This is a genomic window from Paenibacillus tianjinensis (assembly GCF_017086365.1).
GTDB lineage: Bacteria > Bacillota > Bacilli > Paenibacillales > Paenibacillaceae > Paenibacillus_AQ > Paenibacillus_AQ tianjinensis.
Map to the genome: position 1 here is coordinate 1,961,293 of NZ_CP070969.1, position 22,816 is coordinate 1,984,108.

The window sequence follows — 22,816 nt, forward strand, 5'->3', positions numbered from 1 at the left end:
TGCTTGTTTGCATTGCTGAGAGGAAGGCCCTTACACAAATTCATCGATTTCATTAAGGTTGAATGTATAGACTTGCTTCTCATCCACATGATAGACGCTTATCGTGTAGGTTGCATCATCAAAATTCAGAATACGGCAGGGCATAGACATCTGCTTGCCTGGACTGTTTGTCCGGAGACGGACTAATTGGTTGTTCTTAATATATTGCCGGATTTTTGCAAAGGCATCGGCTGGAATTTCAGGTGCCGACTTGGAGGCATTGCGCTTATCTGTTTGCTCGTTCGCCGGCTTTACTGGCAATTTAATGGGGATGGGCTGTGCAGACTCTTGTTTAAGGGCCATTTTTGCCGAACGGAGAAGTGTATCTATCGTTCTTCCCAGCTCAAGACCCGAGTTAATGTTGAAATCTGTAACTTTGTCGCTATTATTCAACACTTCCAGTAAAAATTGCAGTGCAAGCGGGTTGGTACGGGCATTAATCAAGATGTCGACGTTAAACAAATAGTTACCGTCCGTGTTTTGTAGTTTCTTGTCCATATATCCCCCAGCTTTGTCGTTAAATCGATTGGTAAATCAAATAAACTATACCACTAAACAGGCAATAATCATATAGCTGTTTACTTGAAATAAGGACTAACGGCACCGGTATTTGTAAGCGGATAGGCTCATTCGTCCACACGCGTATCACGTTAGACGCATACACATACAACGTGCATATGAAAAAAGGAGGAGCTGCAAATTGGTTACGATAGAGCCTGTTCAGGTAGGCGGTCATACTCTGGTAGGTGTCGAGGTTAAGCTGCCTAAAACAACCCTGCTGACAGTCAGCACAAGCCGGGGATATATCATGTGCGGAGCACTCGACGTGGGCCTGCTTAATGAAACACTTAGCGACCGGAAGATCATTGCAGCAAGGGCAGTAGGTGTGCGTACCTTAGCGCAGTTGCTTGCCGCTCCGCTGGAATCTGTTACTATAGAAGCGGAGAATCTGGGTATTGTGCCAGGAATGACTGGTACGGAAGCACTGCTTCTCATGCTCTGAGTAACACTTAAAGCACTGTAACAGTTATGAGGGGTCTCAAAGGCCCCTTATGTTTACCTGGCTCCAAAAAAAGAGCATAAGGCCGAGATAGATGGTCATCCTACGAGTAGGTGAAGGCTGCAGCTCTGCCGCAGCCAGCTGAGGAGGGACAGCTTGTCTTTGTTTCGTCCTTCATCCGGAAGGGTAAAATGAATATAGACAACTGCAGCCGGAAGATGGACATGCTCGCCGGCAAAAATTATGGATAAGGATGGGATCACTAATGGCTAAAGCATCTAACAAGGTCAATACGGCTTCTCTGGAACAAGTACTTAACAGACAAGTAGCGAACTTGAACATACTATACGTCAAAATTCATAATTATCACTGGTATGTAAAAGGAGAGCAATTTTTCTCCCTGCATGTGAAGTTTGAAGAGCTGTATGATGATGTTACCCTCAAAATGGACGAGGTGGCTGAACGCCTGCTCAGCATCAAGGGCAGCCCGGCAGCGACCATGAAAGAATATCTGGAAATCGCTACAATTCAGGAAGCAACCGGCAAGGAAGATACCCGGGGCATGGTACAGACCCTGATTGAGGATTTTGCAACGGTAGCTGAGGAATTAACAGAGGGCATTGAGCTTGCCGAACAGATCAGCGATCAGCCGACCGCCGATTTATTCATCAAGATCCGTACCGATCTCGAAAAAAATCAATGGATGCTGCGTTCTTTCCTGGGCTGAGAAGCGTAAAGTAACTTCTAAGGACAAATGGAATAGAGCCTCCCGTGTGGAGGCTTTATTTTTTTGCAGCTGAGGGCACAATTGAATGAAAGTTTCGTGTACATATGTGATTCATGCAATTTGTAGACAGCTGCTGCAAGTTATATAATTCTTAATAAACTTCCTGTTTGTCATCCCGAGGATTGAAAGGAGAGGTCGCCGTTGAATATTAACCCGGTAGCTCTGAAGGAGTGGGCTTCTGCCGTACAAGCTTTAACCGAAGGACAGCAAATCATGCTGCTGCGCAAGGGGGGCATTGAAGAAGAAACGAGGCGTTTTGAGCTAAAAAGCCCTTCATTCTATCTTTATCCCACTTATGAGCATCAGCGTACAGAACTGCTCAAGGAGCAGTTCCGCCATCTGGTGGGCCAGACTTTGGCCGATGAAGCGGCAAGCACCGAGACCGTTCCATTACGCGCATATGCTGAAGCTGCAGACGATTTGGAAGTCCATGACCTGGAACAGCTGAAGCGGCTGTATCCTTATCACATCTGGAGTGAAGACTTGGCCGCTGAAAGACTGCGCTGGAAAGCCAAGGAGCCGCTGCATGTCCTGCTGCTTCGCGTGTACGTCCCGGATACTCCGGTTACGATTCAAGTGCTTCCGGAATATTCAGGCTGCCGGTCCTGGATTGAGCTTACGAATGCTCCCGCTTTACAGCAATGGCGGCCAGTCCTCAGCGATGATGCATTTGACAAAAGGAGAGCAGAAATCATATCCGCTTTGCGGGAATAACTTCCTAATGAATAAGTGTTAAATGATAGTTGAAGGGTTTGAAAATTGAAAAGCAACAATTGTAAAAAGAAAGGCTTTGTAATAAAATTAGTGAGAATCATTGATAATCACTCGGATTCTGTTTATAATTATTATAATGTGATATAAAATCTAATTGTTCTGGCGATCAGGGAAATCCTGTGACAATACAACTTTCTGATTTCGCAAATTGATGAGTGGAGGGAATATTAATTATGGCAGCAGATTTTGTCATTGAGGGACTGAAAGCGACGATTGAAGGAAAAGAGATTCTGAAAGGGATCAATCTTCAGATGAAGGGTGGAGAAATCCATGCCATCATGGGACCGAATGGTACCGGTAAAAGTACCCTGGCCTCAGCATTGATGGGTCATCCGAAGTATGAAGTTACTGCTGGTACAGCTGTCCTTGAAGGAGAAGACCTGCTGGAGATGGCAGTTGATGAACGTGCGCGTGCCGGTCTGTTCCTGGCGATGCAGTATCCAAGCGAAATCTCCGGAGTCACTAACTCTGACTTCCTGCGCAGTGCGATTAATTCCCGACGTGAAGAGGGCAGTGAAATTTCCCTGATCCGGTTCATCCGTCAGATGGAAGCAAAAATGAAAGAACTGGAAATGAATCCCGAATTCCTGCACCGCTATCTGAATGAAGGTTTCTCCGGCGGTGAGAAGAAACGTAATGAAATTCTTCAAATGATGATGCTGGACCCCAAAATCGTCATCCTTGACGAAATTGACTCCGGCCTTGATATCGATGCACTCAAAATCGTTGCCGAAGGCGTGAACTCCATGAGAAGCCCAGAACGCGGCTTCCTGGTTATTACCCACTATCAGCGCCTGCTGAACTATATCAAACCAGATTTCGTACATGTCATGATGCAGGGACGTATTGTGAAATCCGGAGGACCTGAACTGGCTGAACGTCTGGAAGCCGAAGGTTACGAATGGGTTAAGGAAGAACTCGGCATTGAAGATGAAACTGTAGGACAGGAAGCATAAATAAGACGCCAGGAAGGAGGAAACCACTTATGACGACGCAAACCATTCTTCCGGTGGATGCCCAGCGGCTTAGCGAATTATCGCAGAGCAGCGGCGAGCCGGGCTGGCTTAAGGACAGCCGCCTGCAGGCGCTGGAGCTGGCAGCTGAGCTGGAATTGCCGAAGTTGGAGAAGACACGGATTGACCGCTGGAATGTGAACAATTACGGGAGCTACAAAGCAAGCAAGCCGCTGGCTCTGCTTAGCGAAGCTCCGGCTTCCATTACGGCCCTGATCAAGGACCAGGAAGAAGGCAGCCTGATTATTCAGCAGAATTCAGGTGTTATCTATACCCGTCTGGCGCCTGAGCTTGCAGCACAGGGAGTGATTTTTACCGATTTGCAGACAGCAGTCAAAGAACATGGCGAGCTTGTGCAGCGCTATCTGCATAAGGCTGTATTGCCGGGCGAGCATTCTATTGCGGCGCTGCATGCGGCGCTTTGGAACGGCGGGGTATTCCTCTATGTTCCTAAGAATGTTGTGATTGAAACTCCGATGCAGGCTGTATTGCTCACTGATGATGCAGAAGCTGCTTTTGTTCCGCATATTCTCGTAGTTGCTGATACCAACAGCTCCGTAACTTATGTAGACAACTATGTGTCGGACAAAGCTGAAGCAGGTCTGCACAACGGAGCCGTTGAAGTTTTCGTAGGTGCGGGCGCCAAAGTCCGTTACGCTACAGTGCATCAGCTGGGCACAGACACAACAGATGTAACTTACCGCCGTGCGGTTGTAGAGAATGACGGCACCATTGAATGGATTGTCGGCGAGATGAACTATGGCGATACAGCAAGTGATACCAAGTCAGTGCTTAAAGGCAACGGTTCAAGCTCTGATGCCAAGGTTATTGCTGTTGGTTCGGGCTCCCAGAAACTGAACTATACAACACAAGCGCAGCATTTTGGCAAAAATACGCCTAGTGACATGATCACCCGTGCAGTAATGCGGGATGCCGCCACTTCGATCATTAACGGAATTACGAAGATTGAGAAAGGCGCAACGAGAGCCGATGGACAGCAGACGGAAAAAGTACTGATGCTGAGCCCGAAAGCCCGCGGGGACGCCAATCCGATCCTGCTTATAGACGAAGACGATGTAACAGCAGGCCATGCCGCTTCCGTAGGACAGGTCAATTACGAGCAGGTGTATTACCTGATGTCCCGCGGAATTTCACGGCATGACGCAGAAAAACTGATCATATACGGCTTCCTGGCACCTGTAGTGTCGCAAATTCCACTGGAGGGACTGCGCAATCAGCTCCAATCTCTTGTGGAAAGGAAGTTAGGCCAATGATCAGCAGCAATATCCGGGAACAATTTCCCATCCTGAATCAGAATATCAACGGACATCCGCTCGTTTATCTGGACAGTGCAGCTACTTCACAGAAGCCGCTCCAGGTCATCGAGGCGGTGAAATCCTATTATGAATGGGATAATGCCAATGTCCATCGCGGCGTTCATACACTAGGCAGCCGGGCGACAGATGCTTACGAAGGTGCACGCGAGAAGGTGGCAAAGTTCATTCATGCCCGCAGTACCAAAGAGATTATCTTCACTCGCGGGACTACTACGGCACTGAATATTGTTGCTTCCTCTTACGGCCCTGCTGCAGTGGGTGAAGGCGACGAAATCGTCATTACCCAGATGGAGCATCACAGCAACTTTATTCCATGGCAGCAGCTGGCTAAGAAGACAGGGGCAACCCTGAAATTTATACCGCTGCAGAAGGACGGAACCGTTACGCTGGAGGATGCCGAGAACACGATCACGGATAAGACCAAGATTGTGGCGATCGCTTATGTATCCAATGTAATGGGAGTTACGAATCCGGTAAAAGAGCTTGCTGCGATTGCCCACCGCCATGGCGCTGTAATCGTTGTTGACGGGGCGCAGAGCACTCCGCATATGAAGGTGGATGTGCAGGACCTGGATTGTGACTTCTATGCTTTCTCCGGACATAAGATGCTGGCTCCTACCGGCATTGGTGCTTTGTACGGCAAAAAAGCTTTGCTTGAAGCGATGGAGCCGGTGGAGTTCGGCGGGGAAATGATTGATGATGTCGGCCTGTATGAATCTACCTGGAAAGAGCTGCCGTGGAAGTTTGAAGGCGGCACACCGATTATTGCCGGGGCTGTCGGGCTTGGGGCAGCCATTGATTTCCTGCAGGACATCGGCCTGGATAACATTCACAGTCATGAGATGCAGCTTGCGGCATATGCGGAGCAGCGGCTATCGGAGATCAGTGATCTGACGATCTATGGTCCCCGGAACCGCCAAGTGGGTGTAGTGACATTCAACCTGGGTGATGTCCATCCGCATGATGTGGCTACGGTACTTGATGCCGAAGGTATCGCTGTCCGTGCCGGGCACCACTGCTGCCAGCCGCTGATGCGCTGGCTTCAGGTCAGCTCAACCGCCCGGGCCAGCTTTTACCTCTACAATACCGAACAGGATGTAGATGCACTGGTTCAAGCTTTAATCAAGGCAAAGGAGTATTTCGCCTATGAACTTGGATGACTTGTATAGACGCGTAATTATGGATCATTATAAAAATCCCCGGAACCGCGGTTCATTTGAGGATGACGCACTAAAAATCGAACTGAACAACCCTACCTGCGGTGACCGTATTACGCTGCAGCTCAAAGTGGAGGACGGTATCGTCAAGGATGCCCGCTATAGCGGTGAAGGCTGTTCCATCAGCATGTCGTCCGCATCCATGATGACCGAAGCGGTCAAAGGGCAGACGATCGGCCATGCGCTAGAGCTTGCTGACCGGTTCTCTTCTCTGATGAAGGGTGAAGAAGCAGATTTCGGAGATTATGAAGATATAGAAGCCCTTTCCGGTGTTAATAAATTTCCGGCGCGGATCAAATGTGCCACCCTGGCATGGAACGCGCTTCGTAAAGGCATAGAAGTCGAAGAAGATCACCAACACCATTAGAAATAAGGAGGCTGATACCATGGCTAAGAAAGCGCCTGATATGGAGGAATACCAGTACGGATTCCGTGATGAGCACAAGTCGATATTTCAGTCTGGTAAAGGACTCACGGAAGAAATTGTACGGGAAATCTCCGCAATCAAGAATGAGCCGGAATGGATGCTGAATTTCCGTCTGAAATCTCTGGAGCAGTTCCGCAAGATGCCGATGCCTCAGTGGGGCGGCGACTTGAATGATCTCGATTTCGAAGACATCCAATACTATGTAAGACCTTCCGAGAAGCAAGGGAAGACCTGGGAGGAAGTTCCTTCCGAAATCAAGGAAACCTTCGATAAGCTGGGAATTCCTGAAGCGGAGCAGAAGTTCCTCGCGGGTGTCTCTGCTCAGTATGAATCAGAGGTTGTGTATCACAGCATGCAGCAGAACCTTGAGGATCAAGGGGTTATCTTCACCGATACCGATACTGCACTGCGTGAGCATCCTGAGCTGTTCAAGAAATTCTTCGGAACGATTATACCTCCGTCCGACAATAAATTTGCCGCACTGAACAGCGCCGTTTGGTCAGGCGGAAGCTTCATCTATGTTCCGAAAGGTGTGAAATGTGAAGTGCCTCTGCAGGCCTACTTCCGCATCAACTCGGAGAACATGGGACAGTTCGAGCGTACGCTGATCCTGGCAGACGAAGACAGCTTCGTGCATTATGTAGAGGGCTGTACGGCTCCAATCTACAGCACGAACTCCCTGCATAGCGCAGTCGTTGAAATTCTGTGTATGAAGAACGCACGTGTTCGTTATACGACAATTCAGAACTGGGCTCCGAACATCTACAACCTGGTAACCAAACGCGCTGTAGCCGAAGAGAATGCCACCATGGAATGGGTGGACGGCAACATCGGCTCCAAGCTGACCATGAAGTATCCTGCGGTTGTCCTTAAAGGCCGCGGAGCCAAAGGTTCGGTCCTGTCGATCGCGGTTGCAGGCAAAAACCAGCACCAGGATGCAGGCGCCAAGATGATTCACCTGGCACCGGACACAACATCAACCATCGTATCCAAATCAATCAGTAAACACGGCGGCAAGGTAACTTACCGCGGTCTGGCCTCCTTCGGGCGTCAGGCAGAAGGTGCGAAGTCGAACATCAAGTGCGATACGCTCATTCTGGATAACCAGTCCACCTCGGATACCATTCCTTACAACGAAATCATGAACGACAACATCGTGCTTGAGCATGAGGCAACGGTATCGAAGGTATCCGAGGAGCAGCTCTTCTACTTGATGAGCCGCGGCCTTACAGAAGCCGAAGCCACCCAGATGATCGTTATGGGCTTCATCGAACCGTTCACCAAAGAGCTGCCGATGGAATATGCGGTGGAAATGAACCGTCTCATCAAATTCGAGATGGAAGGCAGTATCGGTTAATTTTCTTGTTAACTTACAAATACGTATCCGTTTGTGTCTGGAGACTCTGGTGTCCAAGACATTCGGGTACGTATTTTTTATTTGCGTAAGGTACATATATATTGAAATCAGTCAGTGTTCTAATCGACAAAGAACTCCCATATGCCTAAAAGTAATTGGTTTTTCTATGAGGGAGGGATAAGATTGGATGCTTTTGTTACCCGGTCATTAGATGAAATACGTTTTTGGTCCAGGATCATGAAGGAGCACTCGCTTTTTCTTGGGTTAGGGTTCAGAGCGGAGGATACGCAATTAAAAAAGGAAGCAAACCAGTTCTATGCTATTTTTGAGGATATTGAGCGAAGAGCTCACGAGTTTCAAAGCGATGCGGACCCTTTTACCATTCAAGCTTTTAATAATGAAGTTCGTGTTGCGGCAACTAATATCTGGGCGTTTAAGAGAATGGTGCTGGGTCTCATACTTCAATGCAAACTCCCCGGTCAAACGAACTTTCCCCTGTTGGTGGATCATGTAAGCCGGGAAGCTAATTATTTCAGAAACCGCTTAGAAGAACTCAATGCAGGAAAACTCGAGCCCTTGCCAGATGCTATCATCGATGAAAATGTTTTTTTCTTAAAAATCATGGCCGACCACGCGAAATTTATTGGTCATTTGCTTGATCCGTCAGAACGGAAATTGGTTGAGCAGGCACGGGAATTTAGTAATGACTTTGATACGCTGGTGTTTCAAGCGGTTGATTTAAGCCATATGCGTCCACAATCTCAAACCGTCCCGCTTCTGAGTCAATTTGTTGATGAGAACCGGGTCTCTGTAAAATCATTGCGTGACTTCAAAAAAACTGCACGAGACTTAATCGAAGAATGCCGGATAAAAAGTATTATTCATCCTTTGTTGGCGGATCACGTATTTCGTGAGGCTGAACGGTTCCTCTTTATTCTCGATATGTTTGATCAATCCTTATCTGGAGTGAAGGTGAATAAGCGGGAAATCATCCATTAAATTCTCAGTGGAGCATAGACTGGGTGAAGAACGGGCTGAAACGGCCCGTTTTTTTATGTTGTTATTATTAACCACGGTACCAAACGGACAGCTAAGCCAAACCTGTGGCATCCATGAGGTTAACTGACGTTGCTGAAACAATTTCATTCGAATTCAAGTAATATTGCCGAGGAAATAACGGGGTGCAATCAGTGAGGGACAAGAATATTCTTGGACTCGGCTTTGGTAAATGGAATTATTATACATATATTCATTAAGCTGTGGACAGCTGACGGGAAAACCGTGTTGAATCTGGTCTTTACTTAATTGAACAGTATTTGAGAGGAAATGGGAGCAATTAAAGATACGGCCGTCATTTTGCCCCTGGTTAAGCCTGATTTAATCGGAAAAAACACGGAAAACGGCCATTTCTCCCCTTTGCCGCATTAAAACATGGGTGATAAACTGCTTAAAGTCCCTAAATTGGAAGCGCTAAAAAAATGGCTTGCGATGTGAGATTTACATCGCAAGCCAAATGTATCTTACGGAGCAGGCGCCGCTTCGCAGGAACAAGTCGTAAAGCCAAGTTTATGCTTATGAAGTAAGCTTACTTCGTAAAGCTAAGTTTATGCTTACGAAGCCAGCTTTACTTCGTAAAGCTAAGATTATGCTTACGAAGCCAGCTTTACTTCGTAAAGCTTTAAGGAGGAGAGATATGGATGTTCTCAGGCAACTGCGGGGCTTTTATCGGGAGAAGCTGCACTATTTAATTCTTTCGATTATAGCTTTGGCTGCCGCAACTGCAGTGGGGCTTATTACCCCTAATTTGCTAAGAAGGTTGATCGACGATGTAATTGTTCCCCTAAAGTTTACTGAGGTACCCGTATTGGCCCTCACCGTAGTAGCAGTAGTAATCGTGAAAGCCTGCCTGCAGTTTGCACACGGCTTTTTTGGAGGCCGGCTTGGTAATTATCTGGCTTACCGCCTGCGTAATGCCTGCTATGAGAAACTGCAGTTCCTGTCTTTCCGTTATTATGATACCGCTAAGACAGGCGACCTGATGTCCCGGCTGACCGGGGATCTGGAAGCGATCCGTAACTTTATCGGTTTCGGCTTCGCTCAATTGCTGAACGTATTTTTTATGGTGCTGTTCGGCTCAATTATGATGTTTACAATCAATTGGCAGCTCACGCTTGTCACTCTGATCACTATGCCGTTTCTGGCTGCGGTAGCACTCAGATTCGAATCGAAGATTCACCCGGCCTTTCAGGAGATGCGGCTCGCCCTAAGCTCTTTGACTACGGCTGTTCAGGAGAATATTACCGGTGTTAGGACCGTCAAATCATTTGCCAGAGAGGCTTATGAAGTTGAGAAATTCTCGCACCGTAATGAACGTTATAAGGATAATCAGATTTATGCCGCCGAGCTGTGGAGCAAATTTTTCCCGGTCATGGAGCTGCTGGCTTCAGTCAGTATTGCCATTTTGCTTGGGGTAGGCGGAACACTAGTCATCAACAACCATATGTCGCTGGGTGAGCTGGTAGCCTTCTTCAGTCTGATCTGGTACATCATTGGACCGGTCTGGGGGCTTGGTTTCCATATCAATAACTATACGCAATCCAAAGCCTCGGGAGAACGGGTTCTTGAAGTGCTTAACCAGCGGATTGATGTGCAGGATAAAGAAAATGCGCGGACGCTCGAATCCTCGGAGGTCAAGGGAGAAGTTGTATTCGATCATGTAACCTTCGCGTATGGCAACAAGATGCCTGCAGTCAAGGATATTCATTTTGAAGCGAAACCCGGTGCGGTGATCGGTTTCCTCGGGGGAACCGGCTCCGGTAAATCAACGATTATCCAGCTGATGATGCGTGCTTATGATGTGAATGAAGGACGAATTACCCTGGATGGTGTTGATATCCGGGAGTACAACGTGCGCAGTCTTCGCTCACAGATCTCCACGGTGTTCCAGGAGACGTTCCTGTTCTCCTCGTCAATCCGCAATAATATTTCCTATGGCCTCAAAAATGTGAGCATGGACGATATTATCCGTGCCGCTGAGCTTGCCAAAGCTCATGATTTCATTATGGAGATGCCGGACGGATACGATACGGTTGTCGGTGAACGGGGGATGGGACTCTCGGGAGGCCAGAAGCAGCGGATTGCCATCGCCAGAGCCCTGCTTAAGAATCCGCGGATTCTTATTCTGGATGATGCGACAAGTGCCGTTGATATGGAGACAGAGCATGAGATTCAGGCCGGCTTCCAGGAGGTTATGCGCGGGCGTACAACGCTGATCATCGCCCACCGGATTTCCTCGCTGCGCCATGCCGACCAGATTATTGTAATGGATCAAGGCCGGATGGTTCAGAAGGGGACGCATTCGGAGCTGATCGAAATTCCCGGCCCTTATCAGGATGTCTACCGGATTCAATATGCTGATTATCTGGCCAGAAATACGGAAAGAGGGGAGGGGACTCAGCATGGAGCTTGAAAAGCTTGACAGCAAACAGGGCGCAGCTGCCGCCGGAAAGAAAAGCAGGAACGCAGAGCAGACGCTTGGTGAACGTTTTGTGTATAAAGATGATGATCAGATCGATAAGGCATTTGACTGGAAGCAGTTCACCCGGCTGTTCGGGTACATGAAGCCTTATGCGAAGCAGATGCTTCCGCTTGTCGCTGTGCTGATGGTCCTGGGTACAGTGACGAAGCTGACGGTCCCTTTTCTAACAAGTATGGCCATAGATAAGGCAATCGCTCCGAAGGACGGGAATCCAAGCCTTTCCCTGTTATATACACTGACAGCCAGCGTAATTGTACTGTACCTGATCCAGTGGATCGCCGGCGTCTACCGGATTAAGTATACGAATGTGATTGGACAACGGGTGATTTACGATCTGCGCTCCGATCTATTTCGGCACATCCAGAAGCTCTCGTTTAACTTTTTTGATAAACGCCCGGCTGGTTCTGTACTGGTGCGGGTGACGAATGACATCAACTCCCTTCAGGATCTGTTTACGAACGGGGTTGTCAATCTGATGATTGACTGCGTCCAGCTTGTCGGCATTATGGTAATTCTGCTGCTGATTAACTGGAAGCTGGGGCTGGCAGTAATGATTACAGTGCCGGTGATGTTCTTTGTCTCCACCAAGCTTCGGCAGAAAATCCGGATTGCCTGGCAGGATGTACGGATGAAGAACTCGCGGATCAATTCGCATCTGAACGAATCGATTCAAGGGATCAGAGTTACCCAGGCATATACGCAGGAACGGGAGAACATGCAGTATTTCGACGCCATGAATATGGACAGCCGCAAATCCTGGAACAAGGCCTCAGCGATGAACCAGGCGTTTGGCCCGATTATTGAGGTCACAGGCGGGTTCGGTACGATGATCCTGTTCTGGTTTGGCGCCTATCTCATTCAGTCCGGAGAACTTACTGTCGGGTTCCTGGTTGCATTTAGTACGTATGTGAGCAATTTCTGGGACCCGATCAACCGGCTGGGTCAGATGTATAACCAGCTGCTTGTAGCAATGGCCTCCTCAGAGCGGATATTTGAATACCTCGATGAACAGCCAGCGGTTCAGGACAAGCCGGATGCGAAGCCGCTGCCGAAGATTCAGGGCGATATTAACTTTAACAAAGTTGTGTTTGAATATGAAAAAGGCCGGGCCGCACTGAAGGGTATCTCCCTTGATGTTAAAGCCGGCCAGTCAATTGCCTTAGTAGGACATACCGGCTCCGGTAAAAGTACCATCATTAACCTCATCGGACGCTTCTATGATATTAAGAGCGGCAGTCTTACGATTGATGGCAGAGATGTCCGTGAGGTCACGCTGCAAAGTCTTCGTGAGCAGATTGGTATTGTGCTCCAGGATACATTTATTTTCTCGGGAACGATCCGTGACAATATCCGCTTTGGCCGGCTGGACGCAACAGATGCGGAAGTCGAAGAGGTCGCCAAGGCAGTCGATGCGCATGACTTTATTATGAAGCTGCCCGGCGGCTACGAGACCGAGGTGGAGGAACGGGGAAGTGCCCTGTCCATGGGACAGCGCCAGCTGCTCTCCTTTGCCCGGGCGCTGCTGGCCGATCCACGGCTTCTGATCCTGGATGAAGCAACGGCAAGTATTGATACGGAGACAGAGATCAAGATTCAGGAGGCGCTCAAAATTCTCTTGCAGGGTCGTACCTCCTTCATCGTAGCCCACCGGTTATCGACCATTCGCCATGCGGACAAAATTGTCGTGCTGGATCACGGGGAGATCAAAGAAGAGGGTAATCACGCCGAGCTTACCGCACGCAATGGAATTTACAACGGTCTGATAGAAGCGCAGTTCCGCTTCTTGTAAGTGCAAAAGCAGCAGCCTTCTCCTGGAGTCAGGGAATAAGCTGCTGCTTTTCAATGTGGGAATTCAGTTGTACGCTATCTGTGCCCTTTACCGGCTTTGCCGTTCATTCTCACTTCATACAGCTGAGCACTGATCACCTGCTGCCACGCGGTATCCTCCGTCTGGGCAGCCAGCAGTGCTTCGTTGTTCAGCCGCCCCATCTCCCAGCAGTAAACCGCATTAGCATGCAGGCAATGCTGCTGCTCTGTGAGTTCGGCTGCTGACAGCGGACGTCTTCGGCTTATCGTATATAGCTCTGCCAAGCGCTGATGAACCGGTAGCATCTTAATGCCCCCCTTTGTATGATGAATGATTACCTTATTAGCGTCGCCAGAGATTTCACCATTCAAACACTGCATGATAAGATTACAGGCAAAACTAAACGGCCTCAGTCCCTTTGACTTCAGGACTAAGGCCGCTTATAGATAACTTATTTAGGAAGCTCTTTATACTATTCCATATAAATCTCAACCACGGCAATTTGGCGTTCACGGGACAGATCGAGGAATTTCCCTTCGCTTTGCACCAGCGGACGGAAAACATCCAGCGGATTGTTCATGATAATAACACCCATGTCACCGGTACTGAGCAGCACTTTTTTGCCGATAAAGTTGGGCATCAGATGCTGGATAAAAGCTTGTACAGGTCTGCCGTTGAGTTTACCGAAGCTAAGGGAATTAATTTCCCGCATGACAGAGATGAGCTCCTGCTTCGATTGATAGACACGGTGAGAGGTCATTGCACTATAAATGTCGGCAACGGCAGCAATTTGGGCATACGGATGAATATCGGATTTAGTCAGATTATGCGGATATCCGCTCCCGTCTTCACGTTCATGATGCTGCAGGGCAACCAGAGCCGTGAAAGGATCATTCATGGAATTGTTAATAATTTCCTGGCCGTAAATCGTATGTAATTTCACTTCTTCATATTCTTCGGGTGTGAGTTTGCCCGGCTTGTTAAGTATAGTAGGATTAATCCGGCATTTCCCGATGTCGATCAGATATCCGGCACGTCCTATTTCATAGCACTCCCTCTTGGAATATCCAAGCCATGAGGATATATAGTAAGAAAGCATGCCTACCTGCAGGGAATGGTTATAGGTGTAATTGTCATCACGGTCCAGCAGAAGCAGCAGCGATACTACATCTTTATGCTTGTCCAGCGTGACCAGGGTAGGCTGAAGAATATCATCTACTACAGTCTGGTTAAAGCTTCCTTTAGTCAACGCTTCCATATATACGGATTCGAAACCTTCGATACTGTTGTCAAAATTGGCGGCGACAGCCTGGATGATAGAGGACCTGCTTGTTGGTGCAGCTTCTGCTTCCCGTACATCTTCGATGTCGACATAATCTACTCCATGCTGTATTAGCTTGGCAATTTCCTCTGATTGAAGACGTGACCCTTTTGGCAATACATGCAGCCCTGTAGAACTAAAGGTATCCATCCTCAGGAAATCACCTGCTTTTAGATCCATGACGTGTACTCTCAATGACTATGCCACCTTACCTTACTTAAGTGATTTTTTTCCAGCATAGCAACAAAGTCTGAATTATTCAATGGTTATGAAGTAATGATTATACAGGCTTATAATCCTTAGCTTTGGGGTCAGAACCTAACCATTTTTCACCGGTTTCACTGATATCTTTTTTCCAAACAGGAACTGAGGCTTTTAGTTTCTCTATCGCATATCGGCTGGCTTCATAGCAGGTGTCACGGTGCGGGGCGGACACGGCAATGATCACACTGGCCTCCTTAAGTCCTACAAATCCAATCCGATGTGCAATTGCGCATCTTGCATTCCAGCGCTCCTGTACATCGCTGCCGATTTCCTGCAGTTTACTGAGTGCCATCGGGATGTATGCCTCATAATGAAGTGCTGTTGTCCGCTCTTCTCCAGTCATTTCACGAGTTGTTCCAACGAATATTAGGGAGGCCCCGTGATTGCTGTCCAGCACTTTGTCTAACATCATTTCTGCACTCAAAGGCTGGTCCGTAAGGAGGTAAAGGCCGTCTGCTGTTTCACCGCCTGATTCTTCGGGTTCACCTCCGGAAACAGGAGGAATCAGTGCAATCTCGGATTCAGCGGAGATTACAGTGTCGTCCGGTGCATACTCGCGGTCGATGGCTACCAGCGAAACATTGATTTGCGGTGCAGCATCAGGATAAGAGGCAGCAAGCAGTTCCTTGAGTTTTCCCGCGGTCAGCGGGGTTTCATGGGCTTGGAAGTCCAGGGAAGAAGTGCCGATTACTTCGGCCAGGCCGGCGAATAGACGGATGGTTAATTGCATGTTTGATATCACCTCGGAGTTCTAATAATGATTACAATATACCATATTGCCCCTGAAAATGTTATGCTAGGCTTTATAAGATTACATGCCTGCCGCTTCTGTCAGAACGGCTTTACAGGTGGAAGGGAACTATAGCTCATGGAGTCCGTGCCGCAAAAACTGACCATACTTCACACAAATGATATACATAGCCATTTTGAGACGATGAGTTCCATTGCTGCTGAAATAGCCGGCCAGAAAGCTGCAGCCGGTGAGGACTCCGTGCTTCTCGTGGATATCGGGGATCATATGGACCGGGCTGCTGTGGAAACAGAAGGTACGATGGGCCAGGCGAACATTGATATACTCAATTTAACCGGGTACGACGCTGTAACCATCGGTAATAATGAAGGGCTGACCTTTTCTCCAGAGACACTGTCCGCTCTATTCTCCGGGCTGCTGTGCCCGGTGGTATGCTGTAATTTCCTGGATTCCATGACAGGGCAGCCTCCGCACTGGATGAAGCAGCAGGCTATTGTCGAAAAGAATGGTGTGAAGATCGGCATTACCGGGGCCACTGCTGCGTTTACGTCCTTCTATTCGCTGCTGGGCTGGGATGTCTCCGATCCCGAGGATGCTCTTCGGGAGCAGTGCCGGCTGCTCGCTCCGCAGGTCGATCTTGTTATTATCCTATCCCACCTCGGCTTGCCGGCAGATAAGCTGCTGGCTGAGAGGCTGGAGGGCGTACATGCCATTCTCGGCGGACATACGCATCATCTGCTGGAGCAGCCGCTGCTGATTAACGGGACGGCTGTGTGCGGCGCCGGGAAGTTTGGCCGTTATGTGGGACGGCTGCAGTTTGAGCGGACGGAACCCGGGGCGGCGTTCAAGCTCGTAAGCGGAGTGTGCATTGAGCTGGATCCGCAGCTTACGGAGACTTTAGTCGCGCCTGCAGCAGCACTGCATCTGCTTCACGGGCGAGAGGCACTGGAAGAAACTGTAGCGATCACGGATCATGAGCTTCCGCTGAATCTGCTGGGAGAATCTCCTTTCGGCAATCTGCTGGCTCAGGCAGTGAGACGGTTTACAGGCAGTCCGCTGTCTCTGGTCAATACTGGTCAGCTGCTGGGGGCGCTGCCGCAAGGCAATATTACAGCAGGCCTGCTGCATGCGCTATGTCCGTCACCGATTAATCCCTGTATCATTAAGCTGATGGGGAAAGATATCAGGACGGCACTCATGCAGAGCCTTACGGAGGAATTCTGTAATAAAGCGATCTTCGGTTATGGATTCCGGGGAAAGGTGCTCGGCAGCCTGGCTGTCGACGGATTAAAAATCTTGTACGATCCTGCAGTAATGCCTTATGATAACAGTATTGCAGTTTTTGTCGACGGGGAGCCGCTGGAGGACAGCAGGGAATATAACGTTGGGACCCTGGATATGTTCACCTTCCGCATAGGGTATGAGAGTCTTGCGAACGGGCGTGACCCGGTGTATCTGGTGCCCCACTTCCTGCGCGATCTGCTTCGGATGGAATTGCAGCGCCCGGGAAGTCTCGAAGAAAGTGCAGATGTCCGCTGGAAGAACACATCCATATAACAAGCCTCAACTACATAAGTTTAGACTACAGCCGAAACTGGAGAGGTTTACAAATATCTAAGATCAGGAGGAAGTTATGGATACAATTACAGCAATAATTCTGGCAATCGTAGAAGGGATTACCGAGTTTATCCCGGTTTCTTCCACAGGCCACATGATTTTGACCACGAAGCTGCTTGGCTTCGATGAGCAGGAACCCATCATGAAGACCTATGAAATTGTTATTCAGCTCGGCGCCATTCTGGCTATTGCGTTAGTGTACCGCAAACGAATTCTTGATTTGCTTGGCATCGGACGCAGAGGCAGGGGCAGAGGCGGTGTGATGCCGGCCTCCCGGCTTAATCTGATCCACGTGATCCTCGGAATTGCTCCGGCATTGGCGGTAGCCTTTTTTGCCCGGGATTTTATCAAGGGCCTCTTCGGGGCTTCAACTGTGCTATGGGCGCTTGTTGCCGGGGGGATTCTAATGATTGTCGCGGAATGGTGGAACCGGCACAAGTCGCGGGTCACGGCGCACGAGCTTGATGATTTATCGTATGGCCAGGCGCTGGCCATTGGGTTGTATCAGATAATATCTGTACTCTGGCCCGGCTTTTCCCGTTCCGGATCAACGATTTCAGGCGGTATGCTGAGTGGAGTCAGTTACAAGGCATCAGCCGATTTCTCCTTTTTGATTGCTATTCCGATTATGTGCGCGGCATCCGGTTATGAACTGCTGGACTCATACAAATATTTTACCAGTGATACTATCATGGACTTTGCCATCGGCTTTGTGATTTCATTTGTGGTTGCTTATGTAGTGGTTATTCTGTTTATGAAACTGATTCAAAAGATCAGACCGACCCATTTTGCAATCTACCGCTTTATTCTGGCAGCTGTGTTCTGGCTGTTCATTATGCGTTAGATCAAGGACTTGGCTACCGGAAGAACAAACGAGCGGATAGGAATCTGAACTGATATTCATGCCGGTTCGCTCAAGGTAACGGTATAGACACAGCGTGTAACTAAAGGCATTGCAACAGAATAGTAATTTACCGTTAAAGGCAGGAGTGAGCCAAGGTGCGTCTAGTATCCGTGAATCGGCTTCAGGCGGGGATGAAGCTGGGGAAAAAAATATATAATGATGAAGGACTGGTTCTGCTCGCTGACGGGATTGAACTAACGGATGCGTTAATTAAGCGGCTGTCTAAGATCGATATCGGCTATATTTACATAGAGGATGCCAACACAGACGATGTTGTTATAACTACAATGCTGCATGATGAAACGCGCAACCAGGCGCTCAAAGTAATCAGGAACCAGTTTCAGCAGATGTCCGGCGCTTCAGGCATTACTAAAGGCTTCTATCATCTGGACAAAAAATTCTCAAGTATTATGGACTCTATCCTGGATGATATGTCGTCGCAGGATGATCCGATGATCATGCTGGCGGATATGCACACAGCAGATAATTATCTGTATGTGCATTCGCTGAATGTCTGCCTCTATACACTGGTGCTGGGAATTGCCCACGGCTACAGCAAGGAGGAGCTGCGTGTCATCGGCCTGGGATCCCTGCTGCATGATATCGGTAAAACCCAGATTCCGGTCAAAATTGTCCAAAAGCCCGGCATGCTGAGCGATGAGGAGTTTCGCCATATGCAGGCCCATACGGAGATCGGGTACCGGATTCTTAAGGATGAGCCTAATATACCTCTTCTGGCGGCCCACTGCGCATTGCAGCATCATGAACGCATTGACGGCTCCGGTTATCCGCGCGGGCTGACGGGTCCGCAAATTCATGAATATGCAAAATGGCTCGGGGTTGCCGACTCCTACGATGCAATGACCTCAAACCGGATCTACAAAAAAGCGATGCTGCCCCATCAGGCCGTTGAAGCACTGTATGTAGGCTCTGGGACGCTGTATGAGCAGAAACAGCTTGAGCTCTTCAGAGACCGTGTTGCAATCTATCCGCTTGGTCTTACGGTAAAACTCAGCACTGGCGAGAGCGGTGTTGTTGTGAAGATTGATCCCAGTACGCCGCATAGGCCGGTGGTACGTGTATTTACTGGCCCCGAGAATGAGCCTGTAACCCCGTATGAGCTGGACCTGGGTTCCGCGCTCTCCGTAGTCATTGCGGATGTTTCAGATAATGATGAGGCAGTGAAGTCTACCTAATTGAATTGTTGCGGCAGGGGCTTTACATGACACTCCCTGCCTCTTAGCAGCGAGGAGAGAAAACGAGCCACCGCCGGGCAGCGGATGCTTGCTTTTCGCCCCGCTGTTTTTAGTTTAGATGCTGTACTCGTACCGCTTCCACAGCCTGAAGCTTTAGAAAATGCAGTTTTTTTGCCGGTCATGGTATGATAGAGGGTAAGTTACCGTTCTTATTAATTTATTTTGGGTTAATAATAAGGAATACGCATTAAAGGAGCAAGAATAAATGAGTATATTAGAGCTATCATCAAGAACAATAAGGGAGCTGTCGCCAAGCTTCGATCCATGGGATCCGATTACTTCACTCCGCAAGCATGGACGGCATGTACTGACCAGTGTGGAGATGACGGTTACCAATTTATGCAATATGCGCTGTGAGCACTGTGCGGTTGGCGACAGCCTGACAATGAAAGAAGGGGAGATGCTGCCGCTGAAGAATATGCTGGACCGCCTGGATGAAGTGGAGCATCTTCAGACGATCAGCATCACTGGCGGTGAGCCCATGTTCCGGGCTTCCACGGTGGAGAATACAATCGTACCGCTGCTGAAATATGCCCGTGAGCGGGGCGTGCGGTCGCAGATCAATTCCAATCTCACCATGCCTTATGCCCGGTATGAGAAGCTGCTTCCTTACCTGGATGTAATGCATATCTCATTCAATTATGTGAACGGCGATGATTTCCATGAGGTCGGCTTCGCAAACAGCGGCCATCCGGTCGCCAAGGAAGCCGCTTACCGGCTCTATGACACGATGCTGGAGAATTCACGACGGTTGAGTGAAGACGGCATGCTGATCTCAGCGGAGTCGATGATTAACTACCGTACACACGCCAAGCTTCCGCAAATCCATAAGCTGATCGGGGATATGGGGGCCAGACGGCATGAAGTGCATCCGATGTATGCCTCCAGCTTCGCTTCCTCGCTTCCCGTACTGTCCTTGAAGGAGATGAGTGATGCCATTCATTCCTTGCTGGATGCCCGTGATCCGGAGATGTGGATGCTGTTTGGCACACTTCCATTTTTCGCCTGCAGCGCGCTTGAAGAAGATCAGAAGCTGCTGCGCAGACTACGTAAGGAGAAGAATGTGACGCTGCGCAATGATCCCGACGGACGAAACCGGGTGAACGTTAATATGTTTACCGGCGATGTGTTTGTAACGGATTTTGCCGATATTTCCGCCTTTGGCAATATTGGTGCAAGCAAGCTGGATGATATCTTCGCCGAGTGGCAGGAGAGCCATCCGCTTAATCAGAGGGTGAACTGCTTCTGTGAGGCAGCCAGCTGCTGCGGACCTAATCTTCTGGTGGCCGATATGTATTATCCAAAGGTAGATTTCAAATCTAGAAAAGCGATCACTCTGTAGAAATGAGGCGTTGTTATAGTGCATACGGAATTTGAAATAGGAAGATTGCTGCTTAATCTTTTGCTGGTTCTGGTGCTGGTATTATTGAACGGTATATTTGTCGCAGCAGAGTTTTCGCTGGTCAAGGTGAGACAGTCCCGACTGACCCAGCTGGTCAGTGAAGGTAACAAGATGGCCGGATACGCACTGAAGGTCAACAAGAAGCTGGATGCCTATCTGTCCGCCACCCAGTTCGGAATTACGCTTGCTTCGCTTGGACTCGGCTGGGTCGGGGAGCCGGCGATTTCAGAGCTGCTTGTAGAACCGCTGATGTACCAGCTGGGAGTTACCGATCATACTCTGATTTCCACCGTATCAGTCATTGTGGGCTTTTCTATTATTACCTTCTTACATATTGTGCTGGGTGAACTTGCACCGAAATCCCTGGCAATTCAAAAAACTGAAGGCTCCGCGCTGCTGCTGTCAGCACCGCTGATGTTCTTCTATAACTTGTTCCTGCCGTTCATTTGGGTGTTGAATGCTTCAGCGAATGCCCTTCTGAGGCTGGTAGGGGTAGAACCTGCAAGTGAAGCCGAAGCGGCACACTCGGAAGAGGAAATCCGCATTCTGATGAATCAAAGCGCCAAAAGTGGTGTCATCGACAAAGATGAGATGAAGCTGATGGACAATATTTTTGAGTTCTCAGATTTGCTGGCCCGGGAGGTTATGTTACCGCGTACCGACATGGATGTGTTGTACAGCAATCTTTCGCTGGAAGAAAATATGCGGATTATTACGGAAACGAAACATTCCCGTTACCCGGTTGCCAACGAGGATAAGGACCGGATTATCGGCTTCATCCATATTACCGACCTGCTGTTTGCACCGCCGGAGCAACAGAATGACCTGGCATCGCTCGTCCGACCGATACTGAATGTGCCCGAATCGATGGAGATCAGCCATACGTTGCGGCTGATGCAGAAGAACAAGGCCCAGCTGACACTGGTGGTCGATGAATACGGCGGTACGGCCGGTTTGTTGACCGCTGAGGAAATCCTTGAAGAAATTGTAGGCGATCTGCATGATGAGTTCGAGGATGAGCGTCCTAGCGTTGAACGCAACGGCGAATATATCTCTGTCGAAGGCCGGATGCTGATCGAAGATGTCAACGATCTGACTGGCGTTATTATCGAAGACGATGAGGTGGATTCTATCGGCGGCTGGCTGTTTAAGGAGCTGGAGGGCAATCCGTCCAAGGGTAAAAAGGTCGTTGTCGGTGATGTTACCTTTGAGGTGGAGGAATCGACCCGACTGCGGATCACCAGAATCAACATCCACCGCGAGAAGGCGCCGGAATCTGAGGAACCCGGCTCTGAAAGTGATGAGGATCAGGAGTAAGCGCATTATCAATGGGCCCGGACAATATTATAAACCGCACTGCTGTATATGGCTGCCGGCCAGATGCAGCAGTGCGGTTTTTTTTTGCTGGGGCGTTCTGTTTCCTCCAGGGAGCGTCATAAAGTAGTTACGAAGTGATAAACGTCCATAATAAGGAAATTCATGGAGGAGGGTGTACCTATTGAACTCCCAGGAGCGTGTATGGGCAACGTATAGAGGGCCGTTTGATCCTTGCCCGCCGGTGCCGTTTAAGACGTATGTTGTGCCGCCCAACCAATTTATTCATTTTCAGCCTCCGGGACTGCCGCAGTTTCCGCTATCTGAGGCGCTCAAGGCAGGGACTTTATGGCCTGCACTGTTCAGCCCGTATGAATCCAAAGCCGGAAAAGGAAGGGTGTAGGTCATGGAAGAGGCAAAAGCTTGCGAACCCCGTTACTATGAAATGCTGGAGCAGCTGCAGGTGCTGGATTTTGCACTGGTCGAGCTCAATCTGTATCTGGACACCCACCCGGAGGATTTGAAGGCGATTGAACAGTTTAACCAGCTGACCCAGGAGCGCACCCGGCTGGCCAACCAGTTTCAGGAGCTGTATGGCCCTTTGCAGAACTTTGGGCGCGCGTATTCCAAATGCCCGTGGGAATGGAACCAGAGTCCTTGGCCTTGGCAGGTGTAAAAAACCGTTTGGAGG

General features: G+C 49.1%; 23 protein-coding genes. 19 read left to right on the top strand and 4 right to left on the bottom strand.

Features of this window, described 5'->3' with window-relative positions; genetic code table 11:
• Window positions 1-30 precede the first annotated feature (30 nt).
• A complete protein-coding gene (locus JRJ22_RS08385; RefSeq protein ID WP_206104046.1) occupies window positions 31-537 on the bottom strand; it encodes a hypothetical protein in 507 nt (168 codons plus the stop codon).
• A gap of 202 nt (window positions 538-739) precedes the next feature.
• Here JRJ22_RS08385 and JRJ22_RS08390 point away from each other — a divergent pair, with 202 nt between their 5' ends.
• The 12 genes from JRJ22_RS08390 (at window position 740) to JRJ22_RS08445 (ending at window position 13,278) form a co-directional block, all read left to right on the top strand.
• On the top strand, window positions 740-1,042 hold the full coding sequence (locus JRJ22_RS08390) for a YunC family protein (RefSeq protein WP_206104047.1): 303 nt from the start codon (window positions 740-742) through the stop codon (window positions 1,040-1,042).
• 110 nt (window positions 1,043-1,152) lie between these two features.
• Complete coding sequence (locus tag JRJ22_RS08395; protein ID WP_206104048.1) at window positions 1,153-1,290, top strand: hypothetical protein; 138 nt, start codon at window positions 1,153-1,155, stop codon at window positions 1,288-1,290.
• Between the two features lie 14 nt (window positions 1,291-1,304).
• Entirely contained in the window at window positions 1,305-1,766 is a 462-nt protein-coding gene (locus JRJ22_RS08400) for a Dps family protein (protein WP_054939758.1), read from the top strand.
• 201 nt (window positions 1,767-1,967) lie between these two features.
• The gene (locus JRJ22_RS08405; RefSeq protein ID WP_206104049.1) at window positions 1,968-2,540 is read left to right on the top strand and encodes a DUF1802 family protein; all 573 of its coding nucleotides are present in this window, start codon (window positions 1,968-1,970) and stop codon (window positions 2,538-2,540) included.
• A gap of 233 nt (window positions 2,541-2,773) precedes the next feature.
• The gene (gene sufC, locus JRJ22_RS08410) at window positions 2,774-3,556 is read left to right on the top strand and encodes a Fe-S cluster assembly ATPase SufC (protein ID WP_054939760.1); all 783 of its coding nucleotides are present in this window, start codon (window positions 2,774-2,776) and stop codon (window positions 3,554-3,556) included.
• A gap of 29 nt (window positions 3,557-3,585) precedes the next feature.
• A complete protein-coding gene (sufD, locus tag JRJ22_RS08415) occupies window positions 3,586-4,887 on the top strand; it encodes a Fe-S cluster assembly protein SufD (protein WP_206104050.1) in 1,302 nt (433 codons plus the stop codon).
• Window positions 4,884-6,110 (top strand): cysteine desulfurase, encoded by a 1,227-nt coding sequence (locus JRJ22_RS08420; protein WP_206104051.1) that lies wholly within the window; start codon window positions 4,884-4,886, stop codon window positions 6,108-6,110. The genes sufD and JRJ22_RS08420 overlap by 4 nt, the downstream gene beginning before the upstream one ends.
• Window positions 6,097-6,534, top strand: a complete 438-nt coding sequence (sufU, locus tag JRJ22_RS08425) for a Fe-S cluster assembly sulfur transfer protein SufU (RefSeq protein WP_054939763.1) — start codon at window positions 6,097-6,099, stop codon at window positions 6,532-6,534. Before JRJ22_RS08420 ends, sufU begins: the two co-directional genes overlap by 14 nt.
• Window positions 6,535-6,553: 19 nt before the next feature.
• Entirely contained in the window at window positions 6,554-7,951 is a 1,398-nt protein-coding gene (gene sufB, locus JRJ22_RS08430) for a Fe-S cluster assembly protein SufB (protein WP_206104052.1), read from the top strand.
• Between the two features lie 183 nt (window positions 7,952-8,134).
• Window positions 8,135-8,950: a DUF2935 domain-containing protein gene (locus JRJ22_RS08435; RefSeq protein ID WP_206104053.1), complete on the top strand. Its 816-nt coding sequence runs from the start codon at window positions 8,135-8,137 to the stop codon at window positions 8,948-8,950.
• Window positions 8,951-9,644: 694 nt separating this feature from the next.
• Window positions 9,645-11,420: an ABC transporter ATP-binding protein gene (locus JRJ22_RS08440; protein ID WP_206104054.1), complete on the top strand. Its 1,776-nt coding sequence runs from the start codon at window positions 9,645-9,647 to the stop codon at window positions 11,418-11,420.
• Window positions 11,410-13,278, top strand: coding sequence for an ABC transporter ATP-binding protein (locus tag JRJ22_RS08445; protein WP_232381076.1), 1,869 nt, complete (start codon window positions 11,410-11,412; stop codon window positions 13,276-13,278). Before JRJ22_RS08440 ends, JRJ22_RS08445 begins: the two co-directional genes overlap by 11 nt.
• A gap of 74 nt (window positions 13,279-13,352) precedes the next feature.
• Here JRJ22_RS08445 and JRJ22_RS08450 read toward each other — a convergent pair whose 3' ends face one another.
• The 3 genes from JRJ22_RS08450 to JRJ22_RS08460 form a co-directional block, all read right to left on the bottom strand.
• Window positions 13,353-13,601, bottom strand: coding sequence for a DUF7667 family protein (locus tag JRJ22_RS08450; protein ID WP_232381077.1), 249 nt, complete (start codon window positions 13,599-13,601; stop codon window positions 13,353-13,355).
• Window positions 13,602-13,768: 167 nt separating this feature from the next.
• Window positions 13,769-14,812: an HD-GYP domain-containing protein gene (locus tag JRJ22_RS08455; protein WP_206104055.1), complete on the bottom strand. Its 1,044-nt coding sequence runs from the start codon at window positions 14,810-14,812 to the stop codon at window positions 13,769-13,771.
• 85 nt (window positions 14,813-14,897) lie between these two features.
• On the bottom strand, window positions 14,898-15,611 hold the full coding sequence (locus tag JRJ22_RS08460; RefSeq protein ID WP_206104056.1) for a molybdenum cofactor biosynthesis protein: 714 nt from the start codon (window positions 15,609-15,611) through the stop codon (window positions 14,898-14,900).
• A gap of 138 nt (window positions 15,612-15,749) precedes the next feature.
• Between JRJ22_RS08460 and JRJ22_RS08465 the strand changes: the two genes are divergently transcribed.
• From JRJ22_RS08465 to JRJ22_RS08495, 7 genes are all read left to right on the top strand, one after another.
• Window positions 15,750-17,189, top strand: a complete 1,440-nt coding sequence (locus tag JRJ22_RS08465; RefSeq protein ID WP_206104057.1) for a bifunctional metallophosphatase/5'-nucleotidase — start codon at window positions 15,750-15,752, stop codon at window positions 17,187-17,189.
• 76 nt (window positions 17,190-17,265) lie between these two features.
• Window positions 17,266-18,093, top strand: coding sequence for an undecaprenyl-diphosphate phosphatase (locus tag JRJ22_RS08470; RefSeq protein WP_206104058.1), 828 nt, complete (start codon window positions 17,266-17,268; stop codon window positions 18,091-18,093).
• 155 nt (window positions 18,094-18,248) lie between these two features.
• Complete coding sequence (locus tag JRJ22_RS08475; RefSeq protein ID WP_206104059.1) at window positions 18,249-19,349, top strand: HD-GYP domain-containing protein; 1,101 nt, start codon at window positions 18,249-18,251, stop codon at window positions 19,347-19,349.
• Between the two features lie 265 nt (window positions 19,350-19,614).
• Window positions 19,615-20,751, top strand: a complete 1,137-nt coding sequence (yfkAB, locus tag JRJ22_RS08480; RefSeq protein ID WP_206104060.1) for a radical SAM/CxCxxxxC motif protein YfkAB — start codon at window positions 19,615-19,617, stop codon at window positions 20,749-20,751.
• 18 nt (window positions 20,752-20,769) lie between these two features.
• Window positions 20,770-22,128 (top strand): hemolysin family protein, encoded by a 1,359-nt coding sequence (locus JRJ22_RS08485; protein WP_206104061.1) that lies wholly within the window; start codon window positions 20,770-20,772, stop codon window positions 22,126-22,128.
• Window positions 22,129-22,309: 181 nt separating this feature from the next.
• Window positions 22,310-22,528, top strand: coding sequence for a spore coat associated protein CotJA (locus tag JRJ22_RS08490; protein ID WP_206104062.1), 219 nt, complete (start codon window positions 22,310-22,312; stop codon window positions 22,526-22,528).
• A 3-nt stretch (window positions 22,529-22,531) separates the two neighbouring features.
• On the top strand, window positions 22,532-22,801 hold the full coding sequence (locus JRJ22_RS08495; protein ID WP_206104063.1) for a spore coat protein CotJB: 270 nt from the start codon (window positions 22,532-22,534) through the stop codon (window positions 22,799-22,801).
• Window positions 22,802-22,816: the final 15 nt, after the last annotated feature.

Coding starts and splice junctions, on each gene's coding strand:
- JRJ22_RS08385 (WP_206104046.1), bottom strand. CDS start 537: ATGGACAAGAAACTACAAAACACGGACGGTAACTATTTGTTTAACGTC.
- JRJ22_RS08400 (WP_054939758.1), top strand. CDS start 1,305: ATGGCTAAAGCATCTAACAAGGTCAATACGGCTTCTCTGGAACAAGTA.
- sufC (WP_054939760.1), top strand. CDS start 2,774: ATGGCAGCAGATTTTGTCATTGAGGGACTGAAAGCGACGATTGAAGGA.
- sufD (WP_206104050.1), top strand. CDS start 3,586: ATGACGACGCAAACCATTCTTCCGGTGGATGCCCAGCGGCTTAGCGAA.
- JRJ22_RS08420 (WP_206104051.1), top strand. CDS start 4,884: ATGATCAGCAGCAATATCCGGGAACAATTTCCCATCCTGAATCAGAAT.
- sufU (WP_054939763.1), top strand. CDS start 6,097: ATGAACTTGGATGACTTGTATAGACGCGTAATTATGGATCATTATAAA.
- sufB (WP_206104052.1), top strand. CDS start 6,554: ATGGCTAAGAAAGCGCCTGATATGGAGGAATACCAGTACGGATTCCGT.
- JRJ22_RS08440 (WP_206104054.1), top strand. CDS start 9,645: ATGGATGTTCTCAGGCAACTGCGGGGCTTTTATCGGGAGAAGCTGCAC.
- JRJ22_RS08445 (WP_232381076.1), top strand. CDS start 11,410: ATGGAGCTTGAAAAGCTTGACAGCAAACAGGGCGCAGCTGCCGCCGGA.
- JRJ22_RS08450 (WP_232381077.1), bottom strand. CDS start 13,601: ATGCTACCGGTTCATCAGCGCTTGGCAGAGCTATATACGATAAGCCGA.
- JRJ22_RS08460 (WP_206104056.1), bottom strand. CDS start 15,611: ATGCAATTAACCATCCGTCTATTCGCCGGCCTGGCCGAAGTAATCGGC.
- JRJ22_RS08465 (WP_206104057.1), top strand. CDS start 15,750: ATGGAGTCCGTGCCGCAAAAACTGACCATACTTCACACAAATGATATA.
- JRJ22_RS08470 (WP_206104058.1), top strand. CDS start 17,266: ATGGATACAATTACAGCAATAATTCTGGCAATCGTAGAAGGGATTACC.
- yfkAB (WP_206104060.1), top strand. CDS start 19,615: ATGAGTATATTAGAGCTATCATCAAGAACAATAAGGGAGCTGTCGCCA.
- JRJ22_RS08495 (WP_206104063.1), top strand. CDS start 22,532: ATGGAAGAGGCAAAAGCTTGCGAACCCCGTTACTATGAAATGCTGGAG.